The sequence below is a fragment of the Variovorax sp. UMC13 genome (assembly GCF_014170375.1).
In the GTDB taxonomy this organism is placed as follows: Bacteria; Pseudomonadota; Gammaproteobacteria; order Burkholderiales; family Burkholderiaceae_C; genus Variovorax.
In genome coordinates, this window is the sequence record NZ_LZZW01000014.1 from 59,689 (window position 1) to 80,523 (window position 20,835).

Here is a 20,835-nt window from a genome sequence, read left to right on the forward strand (position 1 = left end):
GCTACTCGGTATCGGCCGGGCTGCGCCGCTGCTGTACCTTGGGCCGCAGGCCCGGCACCACGTTCAATTCCATCTTGTCGGTGCCGCGCTGCAGCGCGAAGCGCGCCTCGTTGCCGGGCTTGAGGCCGGCCACCGCGGTCAGCAGCTCCTGCACGTTGTCGATCTTGCGATCGTCCACGTTGGTGATCACGTCGCCGGGCCGGATGCCGGCCTTGGCCGCCGGGCCGTTCTGCAGCACGCCGGTGATGATCACGCCGGCGTTGGCCTTGACGCCGAAGGTCTCGGCCAGTTCGGGCGAGAGGTTGTTCGGCTCCACGCCGATCCAGCCGCGCGTGACCTTGCCTTCCTTGACGATGTCGCCCAGCACCTGCTTGGCGATCGACACCGGGATCGCGAAGCCGATGCCCATGCTGCCACCCGAGCGCGAGTAGATCGCGGTGTTGATGCCCTCGAGGTTGCCGTTCACGTCGACCAGCGCGCCGCCCGAATTGCCGGGGTTGATGGCCGCGTCGGTCTGGATGAAGTTCTCGAAGGTGTTGATGCCCAGCTGGTTGCGGCCCAGCGCCGAGACGATGCCGCTGGTCACGGTCTGGCCGACGCCGAAGGGGTTGCCGATGGCCAGCACCTGGTCGCCCACCGCCAGCGCGTCGGAGTTGCCCAGCACGATGGCCGGCAGCTTGTCCAGTTCGATCTTCAGCACCGCCAGGTCGGTTTCCGGGTCGGTCCCGATCACCTTGCCGCGCGCATGCCGGCTGTCGTTGAGCGTGACGTCGATCTCGTCGGCGCCCGCCACCACATGGTTGTTGGTGAGGATGTAACCGTCGGTGCTGACGATCACGCCGCTGCCCAGGCCCACCTGGGGCTGGTCGTCGCCCTGGTCGCCGAAGAAAAAGCGGAACCAGGGGTCGTTGCTGCGCGGATGGCGCTGCGCGGCCTTGCTGGTGTTGATGCTGACCACCGCCGGCGCCGCCTTGCGGGCGGCGGCGCTGAGGCTGCCGGCGGCCGTCGTGGCCGGGCTGGCGTTGCCGGGCGCCTCGATGATCGAGACCAGCCCGCTCAGCGAGGTGCGCCGGTTGAGCCATTCGGGCTTGAGCGTGGCGACCACGAAATAGGCCGCCAGCAGGACGGTCACGGCTTGGGCGAAGAGCAGCCAGGTGCGTTTCATGAACAGAGGGGCAAAAGCGAAAGGAGAGCGCGGCCACACGCGGCCGGCGCCAGGGCGCAATTGTCCCTCAACGCTTCGCAACGCTGGCCACGCCGCGCCACAATCGGCACATGAGCACCACCCGCCACGAACTCCTGCACGCCTTCGACCTGCTGCTGGCCCCCGCGCGCTTCAAGGACTACGGGCCCAACGGCCTGCAGGTCGAGGGCCGCACCACGGTGCGCAAGATCGTCTCGGGCGTGACCGCCAGCCGGGCGCTGATCGAGGCCGCGATCCATGCCGAGGCCGATGCGATCTTCGTGCACCACGGCCTGTTCTGGCGCGGCCAGGACGGCCGCGTGACCGGCTGGATGCGGCAGCGCCTGGGCCTGCTGCTGGGCGACGACGTGAACCTGTTCGCCTACCACCTGCCGCTCGACGCCCATCCCGAGCTGGGCAACAACGCCCAGCTGGGGCTGCAGCTGGGCCTGGCGGCGCACCTGGGCCCGGCCGGTCGCTTCGGCGAGCAGGACCTGGGCTTCATCGGCGGGCGCATCGACGGCAGCGGCTTCGCCGACGCCGCGGCGCTCGCGGCGCATGTGCAGCAGGTGCTGGGCCGCCATGTCACGCTGGTGCCGGGCACGCGGCGCCCGATCCAGACAGTGGCCTGGTGCACCGGCGGCGCGCAGGGCTACTTCGAGGCCGCGATCGCGGCCGGCGCCGATGCCTTCATCACCGGCGAGATCTCCGAGCCGCAGGCCCACTACGCGCGCGAGATGGGCGTGGCATTCCTGGCCTGCGGCCACCACGCCACCGAGCGCTACGGCGCACCGGCGGTGGCTGCGCACGTCGCCGCCCAGCTGGGGCTGGCGCACGAATTCATCGATATCGACAACCCGGCCTGAACGAGGCGAGGAACATGAGCGACAACGTTGCATCGGCCGGCCTGCCGATCGCCATCACCATGGGCGACCCGGCCGGCATCGGCCCCGAGATCGTGGCCAAGGCCTTCCTGCAGGCGCCAGAACTGACGCGCGGCTGTTTCGTGGTGGGCGACCTCGGCACCCTGCGCCGCGCCGCGGCGGCGCTGGCGGTGCCTGGCGGCGTCTCGCTGCCGGTGGCGCTGATCGCGCGGGCCGAGGAGGTCGCGGGCCTGCCGCCGCATTGCCTGCCGCTGCTGCAGGCCATCGAGGTGCCGCAGGGCGTGGTGACCGGCCAGGTCGGCGCGGCCGCCGGAAAGGCGGCCGGCGACAGCGTGGTCTGGGCCGCGCGCGCGGCGCTGGCGGGCCAGGTGGCGGCCATCGTCACCGCGCCGCTGCACAAGGAATCGCTGGCGGCCGCGGGCTTTCCGTTTCCGGGCCACACCGAGCTGCTGCAGGCCGAAGCGGCCGCGCACCTGGGGCGTCCGCTGGCCGAGGTGCCGGTGCGCATGATGCTGGCCAACGACGAGCTGCGCACGGTGCTGGTCAGCATCCACATGTCGCTGCGCCAGGCGATCGATGCGGTGCACCGCGAGGGCGTGCTGGACACGATCCGGATCGCGCACCGGGCCCTGGGCGCCGCGCTGGGTCGCGCGCCGCGCATCGGCGTGGCGGGCCTGAACCCGCATGCGGGGGAGGGCGGCCTGTTCGGCAGCGAGGAGCGCGAGGTCATCGCGCCGGCCATTGCCGCCGCGCGCGCCGAAGGCATCGACGCCCAGGGTCCCCATGCGCCCGACACCGTCTTCATGCGGGCCCGGGCCACGCCGGACAAGGCCGGCGAATTCGACGTGGTGATCGCGATGTACCACGACCAGGGGCTGATCCCGGTCAAGTACCTGGGCGTGGACAAGGGCGTGAACGTGACGCTGGGGCTGCCGCTGGTGCGCACCAGCCCCGACCATGGCACCGCTTTCGACATCGCGGGCACCGGCCGCGCGGACCCGGCCAGCCTGATCGAGGCGATCCGGATGGCGCGATCGCTCGCGCCGGGCGCGCTCAGGGGCGCTTGAGGCTGTCGCGGATCTCGCGCAGCAGCGCGATGTCCTCGGGCGGGGTCGCCACGGCGGGCGCCGCTTCTTCCTTCTTCCGCAGCCGGTTGATCTGCTTGACCATCATGAAGATGATGAAGGCCAGGATCAGGAAGTTGACCGCGATGGTGATGAAGTTGCCATAGGCCAGCACCGGCACGCCGGCCTTCTTCAGGTCGGCCAGGTTGTTGGCCACGCCGGCCGGCACCGTGCCCAGCACCACGAAGAGGTTGGAGAAATCCAGCTTGCCGAACACCAGGCCGGCGAGCGGCATGATCACGTCGCCGACCAGCGAATCGACGATCTTGCCGAAGGCGGCGCCGATGATCACGCCGACGGCCAGGTCGATCACATTGCCCTTGATGGCAAATTCCCGGAACTCTTTGAGAACGCTCATGTCTGCCTACCTCGCGTGGATGTTGGAATCGCGGTCAGTATAGGGGTGCTCCAGGCTTCGGCGCGGCGCGGCCCGTGGGTGGGTGCGCGTTGAATCTGTCTGTATCGCTCCGCTACAATCGCGGGTTGACCCAAGCCCCCAGCGAGAAGATTGAGGACCCCCATGAGTGACATCCCCGTCGGCGCCCCCCGGATCGACAAGAGCAAGAGGACGTGGTTGATTGCATCGACCTGCGCCGGTGCCGTGGGTGGCGTGGCAACCGCCATCCCCTTCGTCAGCACCTTCCAGCCCTCCGAGCGCGCCAAGGCCGCCGGTGCGCCGGTCGAAGTGGACATCAGCGCGATGCAGCCCGGTGAGAAGATCACCGTCGAATGGCGCGGCAAGCCCGTGTGGATCCTCAAGCGCACGCCGCAGCAGATCGCCGAGCTGCCCAAGCTCGACAGCCAGCTGGCCGATCCGAAGTCGGCCCGCAACCCGGCCGAATTCACGCCCGAGTACGCGCGCAACGAAGGCCGCTCCATCAAGCCCGAAGTGCTGGTGGTGGTCGGCATCTGCACCCACCTTGGCTGCTCGCCCATCGACCGGCTGCAGGCCGGTCCGCAGCCTTCGCTGCCCGACAACTGGGAAGGCGGCTTCCTGTGCCCCTGCCACGGCTCGACCTTCGACCTGGCCGGCCGCGTCTACAAGAACAAGCCCGCGCCCGACAACCTCCCAGTCCCGCCGCACATGTACCTCTCGGACACGCGCCTGCTGATCGGCGAAGACAAGAAAGCCTGAGGCAGAAGAAAAATATGGCTGAATTCCACGAAATCTCCCCCAATGCCCCGGCCGGCGAAAAGCTGCTGAACTGGGTCGACAACCGCTTCCCGCTGACCAAGCTGTGGAACGACCAGTGGGGCAAGTACTACGCACCGAAGAACTTCAACTGGTGGTACATCTTCGGCTCGCTCGCGATGCTGGTCCTCGTGATCCAGATCGTGACCGGCATCTTCCTGGTGATGCACTACAAGCCCGACGCCAACCTCGCGTTCGCCTCGGTCGAGTACATCATGCGCGACGTGCCCTGGGGCTGGCTGATCCGCTACATGCACTCCACGGGGGCCTCGGCCTTCTTCGTGGTGGTCTACCTGCACATGTTCCGCGGCCTGATCTACGGCAGCTACCGCAAGCCGCGCGAGCTGATCTGGATCTTCGGCTGCGCGATCTTCCTGTGCCTGATGGCCGAGGCCTTCATGGGCTACCTGCTGCCGTGGGGCCAGATGTCCTACTGGGGCGCCCAGGTGATCGTGAACCTGTTCGCCGCGATCCCCTTCGTCGGTCCTGACCTCGCGCTGCTGATCCGCGGCGACTACGTGGTGAGCGACGCCACGCTGAATCGCTTCTTCAGCTTCCACGTGATCGCCGTGCCGCTGGTGCTGCTGGGCCTGGTCGTGGCGCACCTGATCGCGCTGCACGAAGTCGGCTCGAACAACCCCGACGGCATCGAGATCAAGGCCAACCTCGGTCCCGACGGCCACCCGGTCGACGGCATCCCGTCGCACCCTTACTACTCGGTGCACGACATCTTCGGCGTTGTGATCTTCCTGACGATCTTCTCGGCCGTGATCTTCTTCGCGCCCGAAGCCGGCGGCTACTTCCTGGAGTACAACAACTTCATCCCGGCCGACTCGCTCAAGACGCCCAACCACATCGCACCGGTCTGGTACTTCACGCCCTTCTATTCGATGCTGCGTGCCATCACCAGCGAGATGATGTATGCGCTGATCGCCTGCGTCGTCGGCGCCGCGGTGTTCGGCGTCTGGAAGACCCGCGTGCCGGCCATCGTCAAGGGTGCGTTCGTGATCGCCGCGGTCGTCGTGGCCGCGCTGATGCTCTCGATCGATGCCAAGTTCTGGGGCGTGGTCGTGATGGGCGGTGCCGTCATCATCCTGTTCTTCCTCCCCTGGCTGGACAACAGCCCGGTCAAGTCGATTCGCTACCGTCCGAGCTGGAACAAGTACCTCTACGGCGTGTTCGTGATCAACTTCCTGGTGCTCGGCTACCTGGGTGTGCAGCCGCCGTCGCCGCTGGGCGAGCGCGTGTCGCAGATCGGCAGCCTGTTCTACTTCGGCTTCTTCCTGCTGATGCCGTGGTGGAGCCGTGTGGGTACGTTCAAGCAGGTGCCGGACCGCGTCACCTTCCATGCGCACTGAGCCAAGAGAAGAAGAATGAAGAAACTGATCCTCACGCTGATCGCCGCTCTCGGCATCGTCACGGGCGCCCAGGCCGCCGAAGGCGGTATCGCCTGGGACAAGGCGCCCAACAAGACCAACGACCTGGCTTCGCTGCAGAACGGCGCCAAGCTGTTCGTCAACTACTGCCTGGGCTGCCACTCGGCGGCGTTCATGCGCTACAACCGGCTGCAGGACATCGGCATCACCGAGCAGCAGATCAAGGACAACCTGCTGTTCACGACCGACAAGGTCGGTGAAGTCATGAAGGCGAACATCGATCCGCACCAGGCCAAGGAATGGTTCGGCGCGAACCCGCCCGACCTGACCCTGGTGGCGCGCTCGCGCGCCGGCCATGGCGGCACCGGTGCCGACTACCTCTACACCTACCTGCGCACCTACTACCGCGACGACACCAAGGCCACGGGCTGGAACAACCTCGCGTTCCCGAGCGTCGGCATGCCGCACGCGCTGTGGGAGCTGCAGGGCGACCGCCGTCCGGTCTACACCAAGATCGAGTCGCACGGCCACGAGGTCGAGGTCTTCAAGGGCTGGGAACAGACCCGCCCGGGCACGCTGACCCCGCTGCAATACGACCAGGCCGTGGGCGATCTCGTCAACTACCTGCAATGGATGGCCGAACCGGCCCAGAACACCCGTGTGCGCATCGGTGTCTGGGTGCTGCTGTTCCTCACGATGGCGCTGGTCTTCGTCTGGCGCCTCAACGCCTCGTACTGGAAAGACGTCAAGTAAGTCGTCCAATGCCGATCGATGCCGCCGCAGGGCGGCCGGTCCCGCAGAGTGGGTTGCCAACGCAACCCACTCTTTTTGATTTTTAGGAGTCTCTCGCCATGATGGTTCTGTATTCAGGTACGACCTGCCCCTTTTCCCACCGCTGCCGCTTCGTGCTGTTCGAGAAGGGGATGGACTTCGAGATCCGCGACGTCGATCTCTACAACAAGCCCGAAGACATCAGCGTGATGAACCCGTACGGCCAGGTGCCGATCCTGGTCGAGCGCGACCTGATCCTGTACGAGTCGAACATCATCAACGAGTACATCGACGAGCGCTTCCCACATCCGCAGCTGATGCCCGGCGACCCGGTCGACCGCGCGCGCGTGCGCCTGTTCCTGCTCAACTTCGAGAAGGAACTGTTCGTGCACGTGGCGGCGCTCGAGAACCGTGCCGCCAAGGGCAACGACAAGGCGCTGGAAAAGGCGCGCGCGCACATCCGTGACCGCCTGACCCAGCTCGCACCGGTGTTCCTGAAGAACAAGTACATGCTGGGCGACAACTTCTCGATGCTCGACGTGGCCATCGCACCGCTGCTGTGGCGCCTCGACTACTACGGCATCGACCTCAGCAAGAACGCGGCCCCGCTGCTCAAGTACGCCGAACGCATCTTCTCGCGCCCGGCCTACATCGAAGCGCTGACCCCGTCCGAAAAGGTCATGAGGAAGTAAGACTCGCCCCCGAAGGCTGCACGCACTTCGTGTCGCGTGCGCCTTCCCCCTTCCGGGGGCAACACCTGCGGCCCGGCAAAGCCGGTTCCGCGGTGTTCCGCGAAAATGCGGGAGCCCGTTGCCGCGGACCGCAATCACCACTCACATGATCAACGCACTCGATTCGACTTCCACCCGCCCGTACCTGATCCGTGCCCTGTACGAATGGTGCACCGACAACGGGTTCACGCCCTATGTGGCGGTGCTGGTCGACGACTCCGTGCAGGTGCCGCGCGAGTACGTGAAGAACGGCGAGATCGTGCTCAACGTCAGCTTCGACGCGACCAGTTCGCTCAAGCTGGGCAACGACTTCATCGAGTTCAAGGCGCGCTTCGCGGGCACCGCGCGCGAGATCGTCGTGCCAATCGGCCGGGTGATCGCGATCTACGCACGCGAGAACGGCCAGGGCATGGCCTTTCCCGCGCCCGCGCCGGCTTCCGCGTCGGGTGAAGAGGGCGACGAGCCCTCGGCGCCGCCGCCCCGCATGCCGCTGCGCGATGCGTCGCGCGGCAACGAGGGCGATGCGAGCAAGGTGGTGCACCTGGTCGCGGTCGAAGGCTCGGACGAATCGCCCGATGGCGAAGGCCATGCGCCGGCCGATCCCGAGCCGCCGAAGCCGCCCGCGGGCGGTGGTGCCAAACCTTCGCTCAAGCGCATCAAGTAAGGCGCATCCGCGCCGGTAGAATTCGGTCCGCGCCGCTTTAGCTCAGTTGGTAGAGCAACCGCCTTGTAAGCGGTAGGTCGTCAGTTCGATTCCGACAAGCGGCACCACTTTGACTCCGGGAACATCCTGGAACCAACGAAACCCCTGGGGACATCCGTCCCGAGGGGTTTTTTCTTGTCCGGGCCCGCCGCGCTCAGTGCCGGGCCTGCACCTTGATCCGGATGCTCGAGACGTTCCAGCCCTTGGCGTTCAGACGGGTCACGAGCGCTGGCGTCAGCTGACGCAGTTTGGCAGCCGCGGCGCTGCCCTGTACCAGCAGGCACCAGACGTCTTCCTCGGCCGGGCCGGCCTTCACCGCGGCCCGCATGTCGGCCGGAATCAGCGTCTCGACGGCCTTGAGCCGTTCGCTCGCATCGCGGGCCCGCGCGACCAATCCGGCCAGGGTCGGCGATGCATCGGAGGCCTCCAACACGGTCTGGGGCTTGAAGCGGCGGTGTATTGACATGAACGAGGGTGGACCTAGTGGCTAAAATGCCCGGTTTGCCGGCACAGGCGCCGGGATGGACCGCTTGCTTTCAGGCAAAGCGTGCCCAAGTGCATTCACCCTATCTTAGGGATTTCGTCGCAGCGTCCGAAGCTTCGAGCGCCCGATCGATCCTTCACACATGGCCACCAACTTCCTGACCCAAATCTTCGGCAGTCGCAACGACCGCTTGCTCAAGCAGTACCGCAAGACCGTGGAGCGCATCAACGGCCTCGAGCCCCAGTTCGAGAAGCTCAGCGACGATGCACTGCGCGCCAAGACGCAGGAGTTCAAGGAGCGCATCGCGAAGGGCGAGTCGTTGGACGACCTGCTGCCCGAGGCCTTCGCCACGGTGCGCGAAGGCTCCAAGCGCGCGATGAAGATGCGGCACTTCGACGTGCAGCTGTTGGGCGGCATGGCCCTGCACAACGGCAAGATCTCGGAAATGCGCACCGGCGAGGGCAAGACCCTGACCGCCACGCTGCCGGTGTACCTGAACGCGCTGTCCGGCAAGGGCGTGCACGTGGTGACGGTGAACGACTACCTGGCCAACCGCGACGCGCAATGGATGGCCCGGCTCTACAACTTCCTCGGCCTGACCGTGGGCATCAACCTGCCCAACATGCCGCGCGAGGAGAAGCAGGCCGCCTACGCCGCCGACATCACCTACGGCACCAACAACGAGTACGGCTTCGACTACCTGCGCGACAACATGGTCTACGAGTCGCAGGACCGCGTGCAGCGCCAGCTGAACTACGCGATCGTCGACGAGGTGGACTCGATCCTGATCGACGAGGCCCGCACGCCGCTGATCATCAGCGGCCAGGCCGAGGACCACACCGACACCTACCTGGCGATCAACAAGGTGGTGCCGCTGCTGGTCAAGCAGGAGGGCGAGGAAGACCCGCGCACCGGCGAAGGCGTGACCAAGCCGGGCGACTTCACGGTCGACGAGAAGACCCACCAGGTGTTCCTGACCGAAGACGGCCACGAGAAGGCCGAGCAGGTGCTGTCCGAGTTCAAGCTGCTGCCCGAAGGCGCATCGCTCTACGACCCGGCCAACATCACGCTGATGCACCACCTGAATGCCGCGCTGCGCGCCCGGCATCTCTACCACCGCGACCAGCATTACGTGGTGCAGCAGGGCGAGGTCGTGATCGTCGACGAGTTCACCGGCCGCCTGATGAGCGGGCGCCGCTGGAGCGACGGCCTGCACCAGGCCGTCGAAGCCAAGGAAGGCGTGGAGATCCAGGCCGAGAACCAGACGCTGGCCTCGATCACCTTCCAGAACTACTTCCGTCTCTACAACAAGCTCTCGGGCATGACCGGCACGGCCGACACCGAAGCCTACGAGTTCCAGGAGATCTACGGTCTGGAGACCATGATCATTCCGCCCAACCGCATCAGCAAGCGCGAGGACCAGCTCGACCGCGTCTACAAGACCACGCGCGAGAAGTACGAGGCGGCGATCCAGGACATCCGCGAATGCTACGAGCGCGGCCAGCCGGTGCTGGTCGGCACCTCGTCGATCGAGAACTCGGAAATCATCGACGAGCTGCTCAACAAGGCTGGCCTGCCGCACCAGGTGCTCAACGCCAAGCAGCACGCCCGTGAAGCCGACATCGTGGCGCAGGCCGGTCGCGCCAAGATGATCACCATCGCCACCAACATGGCGGGCCGCGGCACCGACATCGTGCTGGGCGGCAACGTCGAGAAGATGATCGAGGCCGTCGAGGCCGACGAAGGCCTGGACGAGGCCGGCAAGCAGGCCGAGATCGCCACGCTGCGCGCCGAGTGGGCCCGCGACCACGAGGCCGTGAAGGCCCTGGGCGGACTGCGCATCATCGCCACCGAGCGCCACGAGTCGCGCCGCATCGACAACCAGCTGCGCGGCCGCTCGGGCCGCCAGGGCGACCCGGGCTCCTCGCGCTTCTACCTGAGCCTGGACGACCCGCTGATGCGCATCTTCGCGGGCGACCGCGTCAAGTCCATCATGGACCGGCTCAAGATGCCCGACGGCGAAGCCATCGAAGCCGGCATCGTCACGCGCAGCATCGAGAGCGCCCAGCGCAAGGTCGAGGCGCGCAACTTCGACGTGCGCAAGCAGCTGCTCGAGTACGACGACGTGTCGAACGACCAGCGCAAGGTGATCTACCAGCAGCGCAACGACATCCTGGACGCCACCGACCTCAATGCCCAGATCACGGCGCTGCGCGAAGGCTGCTTCACCGACCTCACGCGCCAGCACGTGCCGGCCGAATCGGTCGAGGAGCAATGGTCGCTGGGCGCGCTCGAGAAGACGCTGGCCAACGACTGGGCGCTCGAGATCCCCCTGAAGGCGGAGGTCGAGGCCGCTTCGGCCATCACCGACGAGGACATCGTCGAGAAGGTGGTCGCGGCCGCCAATGCCGCCTTCGAGGCCAAGCTGGCGCTCATCGGCCAGGAGAACTTCACCCAGTTCGAACGCATGGTGCTGCTGCAGAGCATCGACACCCACTGGCGCGAACACCTGGCCTCGCTCGACTACCTGCGCCAGGGCATCCACCTGCGCGGCTATGCGCAGAAGCAGCCCAAGCAGGAATACAAGCGCGAAGCCTTCGAACTCTTCGGCCAGCTGCTCGACTCGGTCAAGAACGCCGTCACGCGCCAGCTGATGACGGTGCGCGTGCAGTCGGGCGAACAGCTCGAACAGGCGGCCGAGACGATGGAAAGCCGCGCCGAGGCGATCTCGAACATCACCTACACCGCGCCCACCGAAACGGGCGAGGTCGAGGTGCGGGTCGACGAGGAGAGCACGCGCCGTGCGGCCGCAGCGGCCGCCGCGGGTGGAGGCCTGAGCGCCGAAGCCGCGGCCTTCGCGCGCGTCGGCCGCAACGACCCCTGCCCCTGCGGCAGCGGCAAGAAGTTCAAGCAGTGCCACGGCAAGCTGACCTGATCCGCTCCTGTTGTTCCCTCTTTTGAAGACGATGCCATGCCCGTGAACCTCACCCCTCCCAATCCGGCAATGCTGCACGCGGTGCCCGGCGTGCGCATCGGCGTGGCCGAAGCCGGCGTGCGCAAGGCGAACCGCAAGGACCTGACGGTCGTGCTGATCGACGAAGGCGCGGCCGTGGCCGGCGTGTTCACGCAGAACCGCTTCTGCGCCGCGCCGGTCCAGGTCTGCCGCGAGCACCTGGCGAAGAACTACGGCATCCGCGCGATGCTGATCAACACCGGCAACGCCAACGCCGGCACCGGCCAGGACGGCCTGGCGCGCACGCACCAGAGCTGCGTGGCACTGGCCCGCGAACTGAACATCGCCCCCGAGCAGATCCTGCCCTTCTCGACGGGCGTGATCATGGAGCCGCTGCCGGTCGACCGCATCGAGGCCGGCCTGCCCGCCGCGATCGCCGACGCTTCGCCCGACCATTGGGCGCGCGCGGCCGAAGGCATCATGACCACCGACACCGTGCCCAAGGCCTTCAGCCGCCAGGTGCAGATCGGCGGCGCGACCGTGACTGTCACCGGCATCAGCAAGGGCGCGGGCATGATCCGGCCGAACATGGCGACCATGCTCGGCTTCATGGCGACCGACGCGCAGATCGACCCGGCGCTGATCCAGCCGCTGGCCAAGGCCCTGGCCGACGCCTCCTTCAACCGCGTGACCATCGACGGCGACACCTCGACCAACGATTCCTTCGTCGTGATCGCCACGCAGAAGGCCGCACACGCGCGCATCGATTCGCTCGACTCGGCCGACGGCCGGGCGCTGTTTGCCGCGATGCAGGAAGTGGCGCGCCTGCTGGCCCAGGCCATCGTGCGCGACGGCGAGGGCGCGACCAAGTTCATCGAGATCCGCGTCGAAGGCGGCCGCGACGGCGCGGAATGCCGCCAGGTGGCCTATGCCGTGGCGCACTCGCCGCTCGTCAAGACCGCCTTCTTCGCCAGCGACCCGAACCTCGGGCGCATCCTGGCGGCCGTGGGCTACGCCGGCATCGACGACCTCGAACAGACCGGCATCGACCTCTACCTCGACGAGGTGCACGTGGCGGTCAAGGGCGGCCGCAACCCGGCCTACCGCGAAGAGGACGGCCAGCGCGTGATGAAGCAGAGCGAGATCACGGTGCGCATCGGCCTGGGCCGCGGCACCGCCGTCGACACGGTCTGGACCTGCGACCTGAGCCACGACTACGTCTCGATCAACGCCGACTACCGGTCCTGATCCGCCGTGGGCGGCGCGCGGGGCGCGTCGCTCCGTCTTCCTGCCCCTCTGCCGACAGAACCATGAACGACAAGTTTGACAAGCTGATCGAGCGCGCCGAGCACCTGATCGCCCGCATCGAATCGATCCTCCCGCAGCCGCTGCAGGCGCCCGCCGACTGGGATGCCGCGATCGCCTGGCGCTACCGCCGCCGCAGCACGGGCCATGGCGTGCTCGAGCCGGTGCGCCATGTGGCCAAGATGCCGCTCGACGCGCTCAAGGAGATCGACGTCCAGAAGGAGAAGATCGAGCGCAACACGCGCCAGTTCGTCGAGGGCAAGCCGGCCAACAACGTGCTGCTGACCGGCGCCCGCGGCACCGGCAAGTCCTCGCTGATCCGCGCCTGCCTGCAGGCCTATGCACCGCAGGGCCTGCGCCTGATCGAGGTCGACAAGGCCGAGCTGACCGACCTGCCCGACATCGTCGAGGTGGTGGCGAACCGGCCCGAGAAGTTCATCGTCTTCAGCGACGACCTGAGCTTCGACGAGGGCGAGCCCGGCTACAAGGCGCTCAAGTCCATCCTCGACGGCTCGGTGGCCGCATCGACGCCCAACGTGTTGATCTACGCGACCAGCAACCGGCGCCACCTGCTGCCTGAGTACATGAAGGACAACCTGAGCTACACCCACACCGAGGACGGCGAAGTCCATCCCGGCGAGGTGATCGAGGAGAAGATCTCGCTGTCGGAGCGCTTCGGACTCTGGGTCAGCTTCTACCCCTTCAGCCAGAGCGAATACCTGGCGATCACGGCGCAGTGGCTGTCGTCCTTCGGTGTCGACGCGGCGGCGATCGAGGCCGCACGCCCCGAGGCGCTGGTCTGGGCGCTGGAGCGCGGCTCGCGCAGCGGCCGCGTGGCCTACCAGTTCGCGCGCGACTACGCAGGAAGAGCATGACCGGGCGCAAGCACACCGAGGTCGCGGTCGGCATCCTGATCGGCGCCGACGAAGCCCTGCTGCTGTCGACGCGCCCCGAAGGCAAGCCCTACGCGGGCTACTGGGAGTTCCCGGGCGGCAAGATCGAGGCCGGTGAAACAGTGGAAGAGGCGCTGCGCCGCGAGCTGGAAGAAGAGCTCGGCATCACCATCGCGGGCGCCGAGGTCTGGAAGGTCACCGAGCACGACTACCCGCATGCGCTGGTGCGGCTGCACTGGTGCAAGGTGCGCGCGTGGTCCGGCGACTTCGAGATGCGCGAAGGCCAGGCCATGCGCTGGCAGCAACTGCCGTTGGACGTGAGCCCGGTGCTGCCGGGCGCGCTGCCGGTGCTGCAGTGGCTCAGCGAAGAGCGCGCCGCCTAGGCGGCGCCCGAGCTCACTGCAGGCGCGGGTCGCCGAAGGAGGCTTCGTCCGGCGGGGCCTCGGTCGGCACGCGGAATTCCTCGCTGGCCCAGGCGCCCAGGTCCACGCCCTTGCAGCGCGCGCTGCAGAAGGGGCGGTAGGCGTTGCTGGGGCCGTAGATGCTGTCTTCGCCGCAGCCGGGGCAGCGGACGATGCGTTCGCCGGTGGGCGTGCTTCGGGTGCTCATCGTGTTTCTCCTGCGCCCGGCGCCCGCTGAGGGCGTCCAGGCCGGTTCGTCCGCGCGCGGCTCACGCGCAGAGCGTCAGTTCGAAAGGGGTGTCCTGGGTGCTGGGATGCAGGCGATCGTCGGCTTCGTGGCGCATGAGCCGCACCGAGACCATCAGGCGGTTGCCGCTGATCTCGGGGATCACGCCCAGCCGCGGGTCGATGCGCAGGCGCAGCAACTGGAAACTCCGGCCTTGCGGCAGATTCTGCTGGAACTGGCCGCCGGCGGCCATGACCTTGTAGGGCACGTCGGCATCGCGCAGCAGCTTGAGCAGCAGGTAGATCGCTTCGGCCAGCGGCGACAGGGTGGCCGACCAGCGCTCCAGGTCCGTGCGGCGCAGCGGTGCCGGCCGGTTCTGCCAGGCATGGTAGGCCGGCAGGTCGAATTCGCAGGTGCCGCCGGGAATGCCGGCGCGGCTGCGGATGCTCATCAGCCACTCGTTCTCCGTCAGCGCCTGGCCGGCCTTGCCGGGCAGGGTGTGGAGCGTGGCGAAGTTGCGTTCGAGCTGGCCGACCACCTGGTCGAGCACCGCTTCCGAGATCGCCGGATTGCCGCGGTAGCTGTTGAAGACGTTCTTGTGCTTGTCGAGGTCACGCAGCACGTCGGCCTTGAGGTCGGCGCGCGCAGCCACGTCCATGATCTCGAAGATCGTGACGAGGGCGTAGTGATGGGAGAGGGCGGAGTCCGAGGGGACCAGCTCGCCCAGCCGGCGGAACAGGTGCTCCAGCCGGAGGTAGGTCCGGATGCGCTCGTTGAAGGGGTACTCGTAAAGAATCACGCGGGTGTATCGTTTCCTGTCGGGGCATCATAGCCGCCGGGTGGCCTGCCGGATGTGTCCTCTTGCTTCATTTGGCGATCCAGCGCGCCCACAGCTGCTGCACTTCCCGCGCCAGCTGCGGCAGGTCGAGCCCGTCGTTGTAGATCACCGCGTCGGCCGCGGCCCGCCGTGCGCTGCGCGGCGCCTGTTGCGCGATCACGGCCTGCACCGCCTCGGGCGTCCAGCCGGAACGCGCCACCACACGCTGCAGCTGCGTGGCTTCGTGCGCGTCGACCACCAGCACCCGGTCCACGATGCCGCGCCAGCGCTTCGATTCGACCAGCAGCGGCACGTCGAAGACGATCGGCGCGCCGGCGGCGGCCGCGGCTTGGCGCTCGGTCTCGAGGCCGATCAGCGGGTGCAGGATCGCTTCCAGCCGCTTCCGGGCGCCGGTGTCGCTGAACACGATCGCGCGCATGCGGGCGCGGTCCAGGCCGCCGTCGGCAGCGAGCACCCCGGGGCCGAAGGCAGCCTCGATCGCGGGCATGGCAGCACCGCCGGGCTGCGCGATGGCGCGCGCGATGGCATCGGTGTCGACGAGCGTGGCGCCGCACTGCACCAGCAGGGCCGCGACCGTGCTCTTGCCGCTGCCGATGCCGCCGGTCAGGCCGATGCGCATGGCCTCAGCCCAGGCCAACCGCGCGCAGGATCGCGTCGGGGCCGAAGAACATGGCGGTGAAGCCGGCGCCGGCGAGGAAGGGGCCGAAGGGCACGTAGCCGCCTTCGCGCAGCCCGTTGTTGAACTTGAGCGCCAGGCCGACGATCACGCCGATCACCGAGGCCATGAGCACGATCGGCACCAGCGCCTGCCAGCCGAACCAGGCGCCGAAGGCCGCGAAGAGCTTGAAGTCGCCGTAGCCCATGCCTTCCTTGCCGGTGGCGAGCTTGAACAGCCAGTACACGCTCCACAGCGAGAGGTAGCCGGCGGCAGCGCCCAGCACGGCGGCGTTCAAGGCCACGCCGGTCAGCCCCAGCAACGAGGCCAGCAGCCCGGCCCACAACAGGGGGAGGGTGATGTCGTCGGGCAGCAGCGTGGTGTCCCAGTCGATCAGCGCCAGCGCCAGCAGCGCGGCCGAGAAGCCGCACCAGGCCAGCGCCGCCCATTGGCCGGGCATGCGCCAGACGCACCAGGCGAAGAGCAGGCCGGTCGCGAGCTCGACCAGCGGATAGCGCAGCCCGATCGGCGTCTTGCAGGACGCGCAACGCCCGCGCAGCAGCAGGTAGCTGACCAGCGGCACGTTCTCGTACCAGCGGATCTCGTGGCCGCACTGCTGGCAGCGCGAACGCGGCACCATCAGGTTGAAGGGCTCGCCCGCGCCCGGTTCGCTGCCGTCGAGGCCGGCGCAATCCGACACCCACTGCCGCTCGAGCATCTTGGGCAGGCGGTAGATCACCACGTTGAGAAAACTGCCGATCAGCAGCCCGAGCACGCCGGCCAACGCGGCGTCCACACCTTGCGAAACGAACATCAGACGACTTGGCCCAGTTTGAAGATGGGCAGGTACATCGAGACCACGATGCCGCCGATGATCGTGCCGAGAAACACGATGATGATGGGTTCCATCAGGCTGGACAGGCCCGCGACCATGTCGTCGACCTCGGCCTCGTAGAAGTCGGCGGCCTTGCCGAGCATGTGGTCGATCGAGCCGGACTCCTCGCCGATGGCGGCCATCTGCAGCACCATCGAGGGGAACACGTTGGCATTGGTCATGGCGGTCGTCAGGCTGGTGCCGGTCGAGACCTCCTGCTGGATCTTGACCGTGGCATCGGCGTACACCGAATTGCCCGAGGCGCCGCCCACCGAGTCGAGCGCCTCGACCAGCGGCACGCCGGCCGCGAACATGGTCGCCAGCGTGCGGGTCCAGCGCGCGACGCAGGACTTGTCGATCAGCGTGCCGAAGATCGGCAGGCGCAGCAGCAGCCGGTCCATCACGCGCTGCACCTTCTCGTTGCGTTTCCAGGCCTGCAGGAAGAAGTAGATGCCGCCGCCGATCACGCCGAAGATCAGCCACCAGTAGGCGACGAAGACCTCGCTGATGCCCATCACGATCAGCGTCGGGGCCGGCAGGTCGGCGCCGAAGGAACTGAACACTTCCTTGAAGGCCGGGATCACGAAGATCATGATGATGGCCACCACGACGAACGCGACCACCACCACCGACATCGGGTACATCAGCGCCGACTTGATCTTCGACTTGATGGCCTCGGTCTTCTCCATGTAGGTGGCGAGCCGGTCCAGCAGTTCCTCCAGGATGCCCGCCGCTTCACCGGCTTCCACCAGGTTGCAGTAGAGGTTGTCGAAATACTTGGGGAACTTGCGGAAGGCGGCCGACAGCGAGGTGCCGGTCTCGACGTCGCTGCGGATGTCGTTGAGCAGCTTGGCCACGCTGGCGTTCGCGTTGCCGCGCCCGACGATGTCGAAGGCCTGCAGCAGCGGCACGCCGGCCTTCATCATGGTCGCCAGCTGGCGCGTGAAGATCGCGATGTCCTTGGGCTTGATGGCCTTGCCCGAGCGCATGCGCCGCTTCTTCACCTTGGTCAGCAGCACGCCCTGGCGCCGCAGCGCGGCCTGGACCTGGTTGGTGCCGGCCGCGCGCAGCTCGCCCCGCACCTGCTTGCCGTTGCGATCCTTGCCTTCCCATTCGTACACGAATTCCTTGTGTCCGCGTGGGGTGGATGTTGCCGTTGCCATGGGGGTTCCGCTTCTCAACAATGCTATTCGTTCGTGACCGCGAGCACTTCCTCGAGCGAGGTCAGTCCCTGCATCACCTTCTTCAGGCCCGACTGGCGCAGCGAACGCACGCCCTCGGCCTCGGATTGCCTGGCGATCTCCATCGCACTGCCGTCGCGCAGGATGATCTTCTGGATTTCCTCCGACACCGGCATGACCTGGTAGATGCCCACGCGGCCCTTGTAGCCGCCGTTGCAGGCCGAACAGCCGACGGCGCGGTAGGGCTTCCAGCTGCCGTCGATGTCGGCGTCCTTGAAGCCGGCGTCGCGCAGCGCTTCGTGCGGCACGTCCACCGGTTCGCGGCACACGGTGCACAGCCGGCGCGCGAGGCGCTGGGCCGTGATCAGGATCACGCTCGACGCGATGTTGAAGGGCGCGATGCCCATGTTGCGCATGCGCGTCAGCGTGGTGGGCGCATCGTTGGTGTGCAGCGTCGAGAGCACCAGGTGGCCGGTCTGCGCGGCCTTGATCGAGATGTCGGCGGTTTCCAGGTCGCGGATCTCGCCGACCATGATGATGTCGGGGTCCTGCCGCAGGAAGGCGCGCAGCGCGGCGGCGAAAGTCAGGCCGGCCTTCTCGTTGACGTTGACCTGGTTCACGCCCGGCAGGTTGATTTCCGACGGGTCTTCCGCGGTCGCGATGTTCACGCCGGGCTTGTTGAGCAGGTTGAGGCAGGTGTAGAGCGAGACTGTCTTGCCCGAGCCCGTGGGGCCGGTGACCAGCACCATGCCGTAGGGCCGGCCGATGGCGGTCAGCAGGCGCTCCTTCTCGACCGCGTCGTAGCCCAGCGCATCGATGCCCAGCTTGGCGCTGCTCGGGTCCAGGATCCGGATCACGATCTTCTCGCCGAACAGCGTCGGCAGCGTGCTGACACGGAAATCGATCACCCGGTCGGGGCCGATCTTGAGCTTCATCTTGCCGTCCTGCGGCACCCGCTTTTCCGAGATGTCGAGCTTGGAGATCACCTTGATGCGCGAGGCCAGCTTGTCCTTGATGATCGGCGGCGGGCTCGCGATCTCGCGCAGTTCGCCGTCGATGCGAAAGCGCACGCGGTACTGGTGTTCGTAGGGTTCGAAGTGGATGTCCGAGGCGCGCATCGCGAAGGCGTCGAGCAGCATCTTGTGCAGGAAGCGCACCACTGGCGCGTCCTCGACCTCGGCCACCGCCTGTTCGGCGCTTTCGCTGGGCGAGTCGATCGAGGCCTCGTCGAACTCGAACTCGGCGCCGACGATGCCGTCGATGGTCTCGGCCGCGGTGACCGCGGCCTGCTCGACCATGCGCGAGAGCTTGTCGTACTCGGCGATGACCCAGTCGACCCCCATCTGCGAGGCGAACTTGATCTTCTCGACGGCCTGCTGGTCGGAGGGGTCGGCCGTGGCGACGATCAGCCGGTTGTTGCGCTTGCTGAGCACCACGATCCGGTAGGCCTGGCACAGCTTCGCATCGAGCAGGTCCTTGGGCAGGCGCTGCGGATCGATGGCGTCGAGGTCGAGCAGGGGGGCGCCGAAGGCGCTGGACAAGGTGTGTGCGAGATCGGCCGCGGAGACGGCCCCGGTGCCGGTGAGCTCTGCAATGAAGCTGGAGCGGCCCGACAGCGAGCGCTGGTAGATTTCTTCGGCGGTCCTGGCGGGCAGCTTGCCGGCAGAGATCAGCGCTCGTGCGAGGCCCGGGAGGGCAACGGAGGCGCTATCTTTGGCAATGGGATCTGCAGCGGCCATCAGCGGATGTAAAAAGCGTGAAAAAGTGCTTCACGATCATCGCTGATCGCCCAGGGACTGTAAACGGCTGCCCGTCGAATGACGACGCAGCATTGTGTATTACAGCCTCAAAAGGCTGGTCGGGGTGAGAGGATTCGAACCTCCGGCCTCTACGTCCCGAACGTAGCGCTCTACCAGGCTAAGCTACACCCCGATGGTGGTTGCAATAAAAGAGAAATCGTCCTGGTTGCCCACTCTCGTGAGGGTCTAGGCGCGTCGCTCAAGCAACTGAGCCGCTAATTGTAGCAAACCTTGGACGTGCGAATTCGCAGAAAAACCACTTAATGCATCGATGGCGCGTTGCGCCTCGGCGGCGGCGGCCGCGCGGGTGGCTTCCAGCGCCCCGGTTTCGCGCACGATGGCCACGATGTGGGGCAGCTGGGTGGTGTCGCCGGTCTCGATGGCGTTGCGCACCAGCGCGCTCTGCGCGGGCGCGGCGCGCTGCATCGCGAGGATCAGCGGCAGCGTGGTCTTGCCTTCGCGCAGGTCGTCGCCGACGTTCTTGCCGGTCTCGCTGGCATCGCCTTCGTAGTCCAGCACGTCGTCGATGACCTGGAAGGCCGTGCCCAGGGCCTGGCCGTAGGAGGCGCAGGCTTCCTCGGTTGCGGCGTCAACGCCGGCCAGCACGGCCGCCAGCCGGGTGCTGGCCTCGAACAGCTTGGCGGTCTTGGAGCGGATCACGCGCAGGTAGGCCGACTCGTCGAGCGTGGCGTCGTGCATGTTCATGAGCTGCAGCACCTCGCCCTCGGCGATGATGTTGGTCGCCTCGGCCAGGATCTGCATCACGCGCATGTTGTCGGCGTCCAACATCATCTGGAAGGCGCGCGAATAGAGGAAGTCGCCGACCAGCACGCTGGCCGGGTTGCCGAAGGATTCGTTGGCGGTCGGCCGGCCGCGCCGCAGCGTGGACTCGTCGACCACGTCGTCGTGCAGCAAGGTCGCGGTGTGGATGAACTCCACCACCGCCGCCAGGTTGAAGCGCTGCTCGCCGCGGTAGCCCAGCGCGCCCGCCATCAGCAGCAGCAGGGCCGGGCGCAGCCGCTTGCCGCCGGCGGAGATGATGTACTGCGACACATGGCTGACCAGCGGCACCCCGGTATCGAGGCGGCGTGCAATCACGCGATCGACTTCGACCATGTCGTCTGCAATCAGCGCCAGAACGGAGGTCGTCGGGGAGGAGTCTGCGGCGGGGCTGGGCAACACGGTGACGCGCCGGAGCGCTGCTTGAAGTGAAGAACGAGCGGCGCGGGCCGCAGGTGCGAAGCCAAATTATAGAGAGCGCG

At 67.2% G+C, this 20,835-nt stretch carries 21 protein-coding genes and 2 tRNA genes; 12 read left to right on the forward strand and 11 right to left on the reverse strand.

Features of this window, described 5'->3' with window-relative positions; translation table 11 throughout:
* Window position 1: 1 nt before the first annotated feature.
* Window positions 2-1,165, reverse strand: a complete 1,164-nt coding sequence (locus A9977_RS11600) for a S1C family serine protease (protein ID WP_183025002.1) — start codon at window positions 1,163-1,165, stop codon at window positions 2-4.
* A 110-nt stretch (window positions 1,166-1,275) separates the two neighbouring features.
* On the opposite strand from A9977_RS11600, the gene A9977_RS11605 reads away from it, so the two are divergent.
* The gene (locus A9977_RS11605; protein WP_183025003.1) at window positions 1,276-2,049 is read left to right on the forward strand and encodes a Nif3-like dinuclear metal center hexameric protein; all 774 of its coding nucleotides are present in this window, start codon (window positions 1,276-1,278) and stop codon (window positions 2,047-2,049) included.
* A 14-nt stretch (window positions 2,050-2,063) separates the two neighbouring features.
* Complete coding sequence (gene pdxA / locus A9977_RS11610; RefSeq protein WP_183025004.1) at window positions 2,064-3,134, forward strand: 4-hydroxythreonine-4-phosphate dehydrogenase PdxA; 1,071 nt, start codon at window positions 2,064-2,066, stop codon at window positions 3,132-3,134.
* On the opposite strand, the gene mscL is transcribed toward pdxA, so the two are convergent.
* Window positions 3,121-3,549, reverse strand: coding sequence for a large conductance mechanosensitive channel protein MscL (gene mscL / locus A9977_RS11615; protein WP_183025005.1), 429 nt, complete (start codon window positions 3,547-3,549; stop codon window positions 3,121-3,123). The genes pdxA and mscL overlap by 14 nt on opposite strands.
* 162 nt (window positions 3,550-3,711) lie before the next feature.
* Here mscL and petA point away from each other — a divergent pair, with 162 nt between their 5' ends.
* The 6 genes from petA to A9977_RS11645 all read left to right on the forward strand — a co-directional run bounded on the left by petA (window position 3,712) and on the right by A9977_RS11645 (window position 8,032).
* Complete coding sequence (petA, locus tag A9977_RS11620) at window positions 3,712-4,326, forward strand: ubiquinol-cytochrome c reductase iron-sulfur subunit (protein ID WP_183025006.1); 615 nt, start codon at window positions 3,712-3,714, stop codon at window positions 4,324-4,326.
* A 14-nt stretch (window positions 4,327-4,340) separates the two neighbouring features.
* Entirely contained in the window at window positions 4,341-5,741 is a 1,401-nt protein-coding gene (locus A9977_RS11625) for a cytochrome bc complex cytochrome b subunit (protein WP_183025007.1), read from the forward strand.
* A 15-nt stretch (window positions 5,742-5,756) separates the two neighbouring features.
* Window positions 5,757-6,512, forward strand: coding sequence for a cytochrome c1 (locus tag A9977_RS11630; RefSeq protein WP_183025008.1), 756 nt, complete (start codon window positions 5,757-5,759; stop codon window positions 6,510-6,512).
* A 98-nt stretch (window positions 6,513-6,610) separates the two neighbouring features.
* Window positions 6,611-7,222, forward strand: a complete 612-nt coding sequence (locus A9977_RS11635; protein ID WP_183025009.1) for a glutathione S-transferase N-terminal domain-containing protein — start codon at window positions 6,611-6,613, stop codon at window positions 7,220-7,222.
* Between the two features lie 145 nt (window positions 7,223-7,367).
* A complete protein-coding gene (locus A9977_RS11640; RefSeq protein WP_183025010.1) occupies window positions 7,368-7,925 on the forward strand; it encodes a ClpXP protease specificity-enhancing factor in 558 nt (185 codons plus the stop codon).
* Between the two features lie 31 nt (window positions 7,926-7,956).
* Window positions 7,957-8,032: transfer RNA gene (locus A9977_RS11645), tRNA-Thr, on the forward strand.
* Between the two features lie 86 nt (window positions 8,033-8,118).
* Here the strand turns inward: A9977_RS11645 and A9977_RS11650 are convergent.
* Window positions 8,119-8,424 carry a DciA family protein gene (locus tag A9977_RS11650; RefSeq protein ID WP_183025093.1) on the reverse strand — a complete coding sequence of 102 codons (306 nt, stop codon included), beginning with the start codon at window positions 8,422-8,424 and terminating at the stop codon, window positions 8,119-8,121.
* 166 nt (window positions 8,425-8,590) lie between these two features.
* Between A9977_RS11650 and secA the strand changes: the two genes are divergently transcribed.
* The 4 genes from secA to A9977_RS11670 all read left to right on the forward strand — a co-directional run bounded on the left by secA (window position 8,591) and on the right by A9977_RS11670 (window position 13,982).
* Complete coding sequence (gene secA / locus A9977_RS11655; RefSeq protein WP_183025011.1) at window positions 8,591-11,383, forward strand: preprotein translocase subunit SecA; 2,793 nt, start codon at window positions 8,591-8,593, stop codon at window positions 11,381-11,383.
* Between the two features lie 36 nt (window positions 11,384-11,419).
* Window positions 11,420-12,649 carry a bifunctional glutamate N-acetyltransferase/amino-acid acetyltransferase ArgJ gene (argJ, locus tag A9977_RS11660; RefSeq protein ID WP_183025012.1) on the forward strand — a complete coding sequence of 410 codons (1,230 nt, stop codon included), beginning with the start codon at window positions 11,420-11,422 and terminating at the stop codon, window positions 12,647-12,649.
* A 62-nt stretch (window positions 12,650-12,711) separates the two neighbouring features.
* Window positions 12,712-13,581: an ATP-binding protein gene (locus A9977_RS11665; RefSeq protein ID WP_183025013.1), complete on the forward strand. Its 870-nt coding sequence runs from the start codon at window positions 12,712-12,714 to the stop codon at window positions 13,579-13,581.
* Window positions 13,578-13,982 (forward strand): NUDIX domain-containing protein, encoded by a 405-nt coding sequence (locus A9977_RS11670; RefSeq protein WP_183025014.1) that lies wholly within the window; start codon window positions 13,578-13,580, stop codon window positions 13,980-13,982. The genes A9977_RS11665 and A9977_RS11670 overlap by 4 nt, the downstream gene beginning before the upstream one ends.
* Window positions 13,983-13,995: 13 nt before the next feature.
* Here A9977_RS11670 and A9977_RS11675 read toward each other — a convergent pair whose 3' ends face one another.
* From A9977_RS11675 to A9977_RS11710, 8 genes are all read right to left on the reverse strand, one after another.
* Entirely contained in the window at window positions 13,996-14,208 is a 213-nt protein-coding gene (locus A9977_RS11675; protein ID WP_183025015.1) for a DNA gyrase inhibitor YacG, read from the reverse strand.
* Window positions 14,209-14,269: 61 nt separating this feature from the next.
* Window positions 14,270-15,025 (reverse strand): cell division protein ZapD, encoded by a 756-nt coding sequence (gene zapD / locus A9977_RS11680; protein ID WP_183025016.1) that lies wholly within the window; start codon window positions 15,023-15,025, stop codon window positions 14,270-14,272.
* A 67-nt stretch (window positions 15,026-15,092) separates the two neighbouring features.
* Window positions 15,093-15,683 (reverse strand): dephospho-CoA kinase, encoded by a 591-nt coding sequence (gene coaE, locus A9977_RS11685; protein WP_183025017.1) that lies wholly within the window; start codon window positions 15,681-15,683, stop codon window positions 15,093-15,095.
* Between the two features lie 4 nt (window positions 15,684-15,687).
* Window positions 15,688-16,533 (reverse strand): A24 family peptidase, encoded by an 846-nt coding sequence (locus A9977_RS11690; RefSeq protein ID WP_183025018.1) that lies wholly within the window; start codon window positions 16,531-16,533, stop codon window positions 15,688-15,690.
* A complete protein-coding gene (locus A9977_RS11695) occupies window positions 16,533-17,756 on the reverse strand; it encodes a type II secretion system F family protein (RefSeq protein WP_183025019.1) in 1,224 nt (407 codons plus the stop codon). Before A9977_RS11695 ends, A9977_RS11690 begins: the two co-directional genes overlap by 1 nt.
* A gap of 23 nt (window positions 17,757-17,779) precedes the next feature.
* A complete protein-coding gene (pilB, locus tag A9977_RS11700) occupies window positions 17,780-19,513 on the reverse strand; it encodes a type IV-A pilus assembly ATPase PilB (protein WP_183025020.1) in 1,734 nt (577 codons plus the stop codon).
* A gap of 116 nt (window positions 19,514-19,629) precedes the next feature.
* Window positions 19,630-19,706: transfer RNA gene (locus A9977_RS11705), tRNA-Pro, on the reverse strand.
* A 53-nt stretch (window positions 19,707-19,759) separates the two neighbouring features.
* A complete protein-coding gene (locus A9977_RS11710) occupies window positions 19,760-20,752 on the reverse strand; it encodes a polyprenyl synthetase family protein (protein ID WP_183025094.1) in 993 nt (330 codons plus the stop codon).
* Between the last annotated feature and the right edge of the window lie 83 nt (window positions 20,753-20,835).

Excerpts from the sequence above, each read along its gene's own strand:
- A9977_RS11600 (WP_183025002.1), bottom strand. The coding sequence starts at position 1,165 with ATGAAACGCACCTGGCTGCTCTTCGCCCAAGCCGTGACCGTCCTGCTG.
- A9977_RS11605 (WP_183025003.1), top strand. The coding sequence starts at position 1,276 with ATGAGCACCACCCGCCACGAACTCCTGCACGCCTTCGACCTGCTGCTG.
- pdxA (WP_183025004.1), top strand. The coding sequence starts at position 2,064 with ATGAGCGACAACGTTGCATCGGCCGGCCTGCCGATCGCCATCACCATG.
- mscL (WP_183025005.1), bottom strand. The coding sequence starts at position 3,549 with ATGAGCGTTCTCAAAGAGTTCCGGGAATTTGCCATCAAGGGCAATGTG.
- petA (WP_183025006.1), top strand. The coding sequence starts at position 3,712 with ATGAGTGACATCCCCGTCGGCGCCCCCCGGATCGACAAGAGCAAGAGG.
- A9977_RS11625 (WP_183025007.1), top strand. The coding sequence starts at position 4,341 with ATGGCTGAATTCCACGAAATCTCCCCCAATGCCCCGGCCGGCGAAAAG.
- A9977_RS11630 (WP_183025008.1), top strand. The coding sequence starts at position 5,757 with ATGAAGAAACTGATCCTCACGCTGATCGCCGCTCTCGGCATCGTCACG.
- A9977_RS11635 (WP_183025009.1), top strand. The coding sequence starts at position 6,611 with ATGATGGTTCTGTATTCAGGTACGACCTGCCCCTTTTCCCACCGCTGC.
- A9977_RS11640 (WP_183025010.1), top strand. The coding sequence starts at position 7,368 with ATGATCAACGCACTCGATTCGACTTCCACCCGCCCGTACCTGATCCGT.
- secA (WP_183025011.1), top strand. The coding sequence starts at position 8,591 with ATGGCCACCAACTTCCTGACCCAAATCTTCGGCAGTCGCAACGACCGC.
- argJ (WP_183025012.1), top strand. The coding sequence starts at position 11,420 with ATGCCCGTGAACCTCACCCCTCCCAATCCGGCAATGCTGCACGCGGTG.
- A9977_RS11665 (WP_183025013.1), top strand. The coding sequence starts at position 12,712 with ATGAACGACAAGTTTGACAAGCTGATCGAGCGCGCCGAGCACCTGATC.
- A9977_RS11670 (WP_183025014.1), top strand. The coding sequence starts at position 13,578 with ATGACCGGGCGCAAGCACACCGAGGTCGCGGTCGGCATCCTGATCGGC.
- A9977_RS11675 (WP_183025015.1), bottom strand. The coding sequence starts at position 14,208 with ATGAGCACCCGAAGCACGCCCACCGGCGAACGCATCGTCCGCTGCCCC.
- coaE (WP_183025017.1), bottom strand. The coding sequence starts at position 15,683 with ATGCGCATCGGCCTGACCGGCGGCATCGGCAGCGGCAAGAGCACGGTC.
- A9977_RS11690 (WP_183025018.1), bottom strand. The coding sequence starts at position 16,533 with ATGTTCGTTTCGCAAGGTGTGGACGCCGCGTTGGCCGGCGTGCTCGGG.
- A9977_RS11695 (WP_183025019.1), bottom strand. The coding sequence starts at position 17,756 with ATGGCAACGGCAACATCCACCCCACGCGGACACAAGGAATTCGTGTAC.
- pilB (WP_183025020.1), bottom strand. The coding sequence starts at position 19,513 with ATGGCCGCTGCAGATCCCATTGCCAAAGATAGCGCCTCCGTTGCCCTC.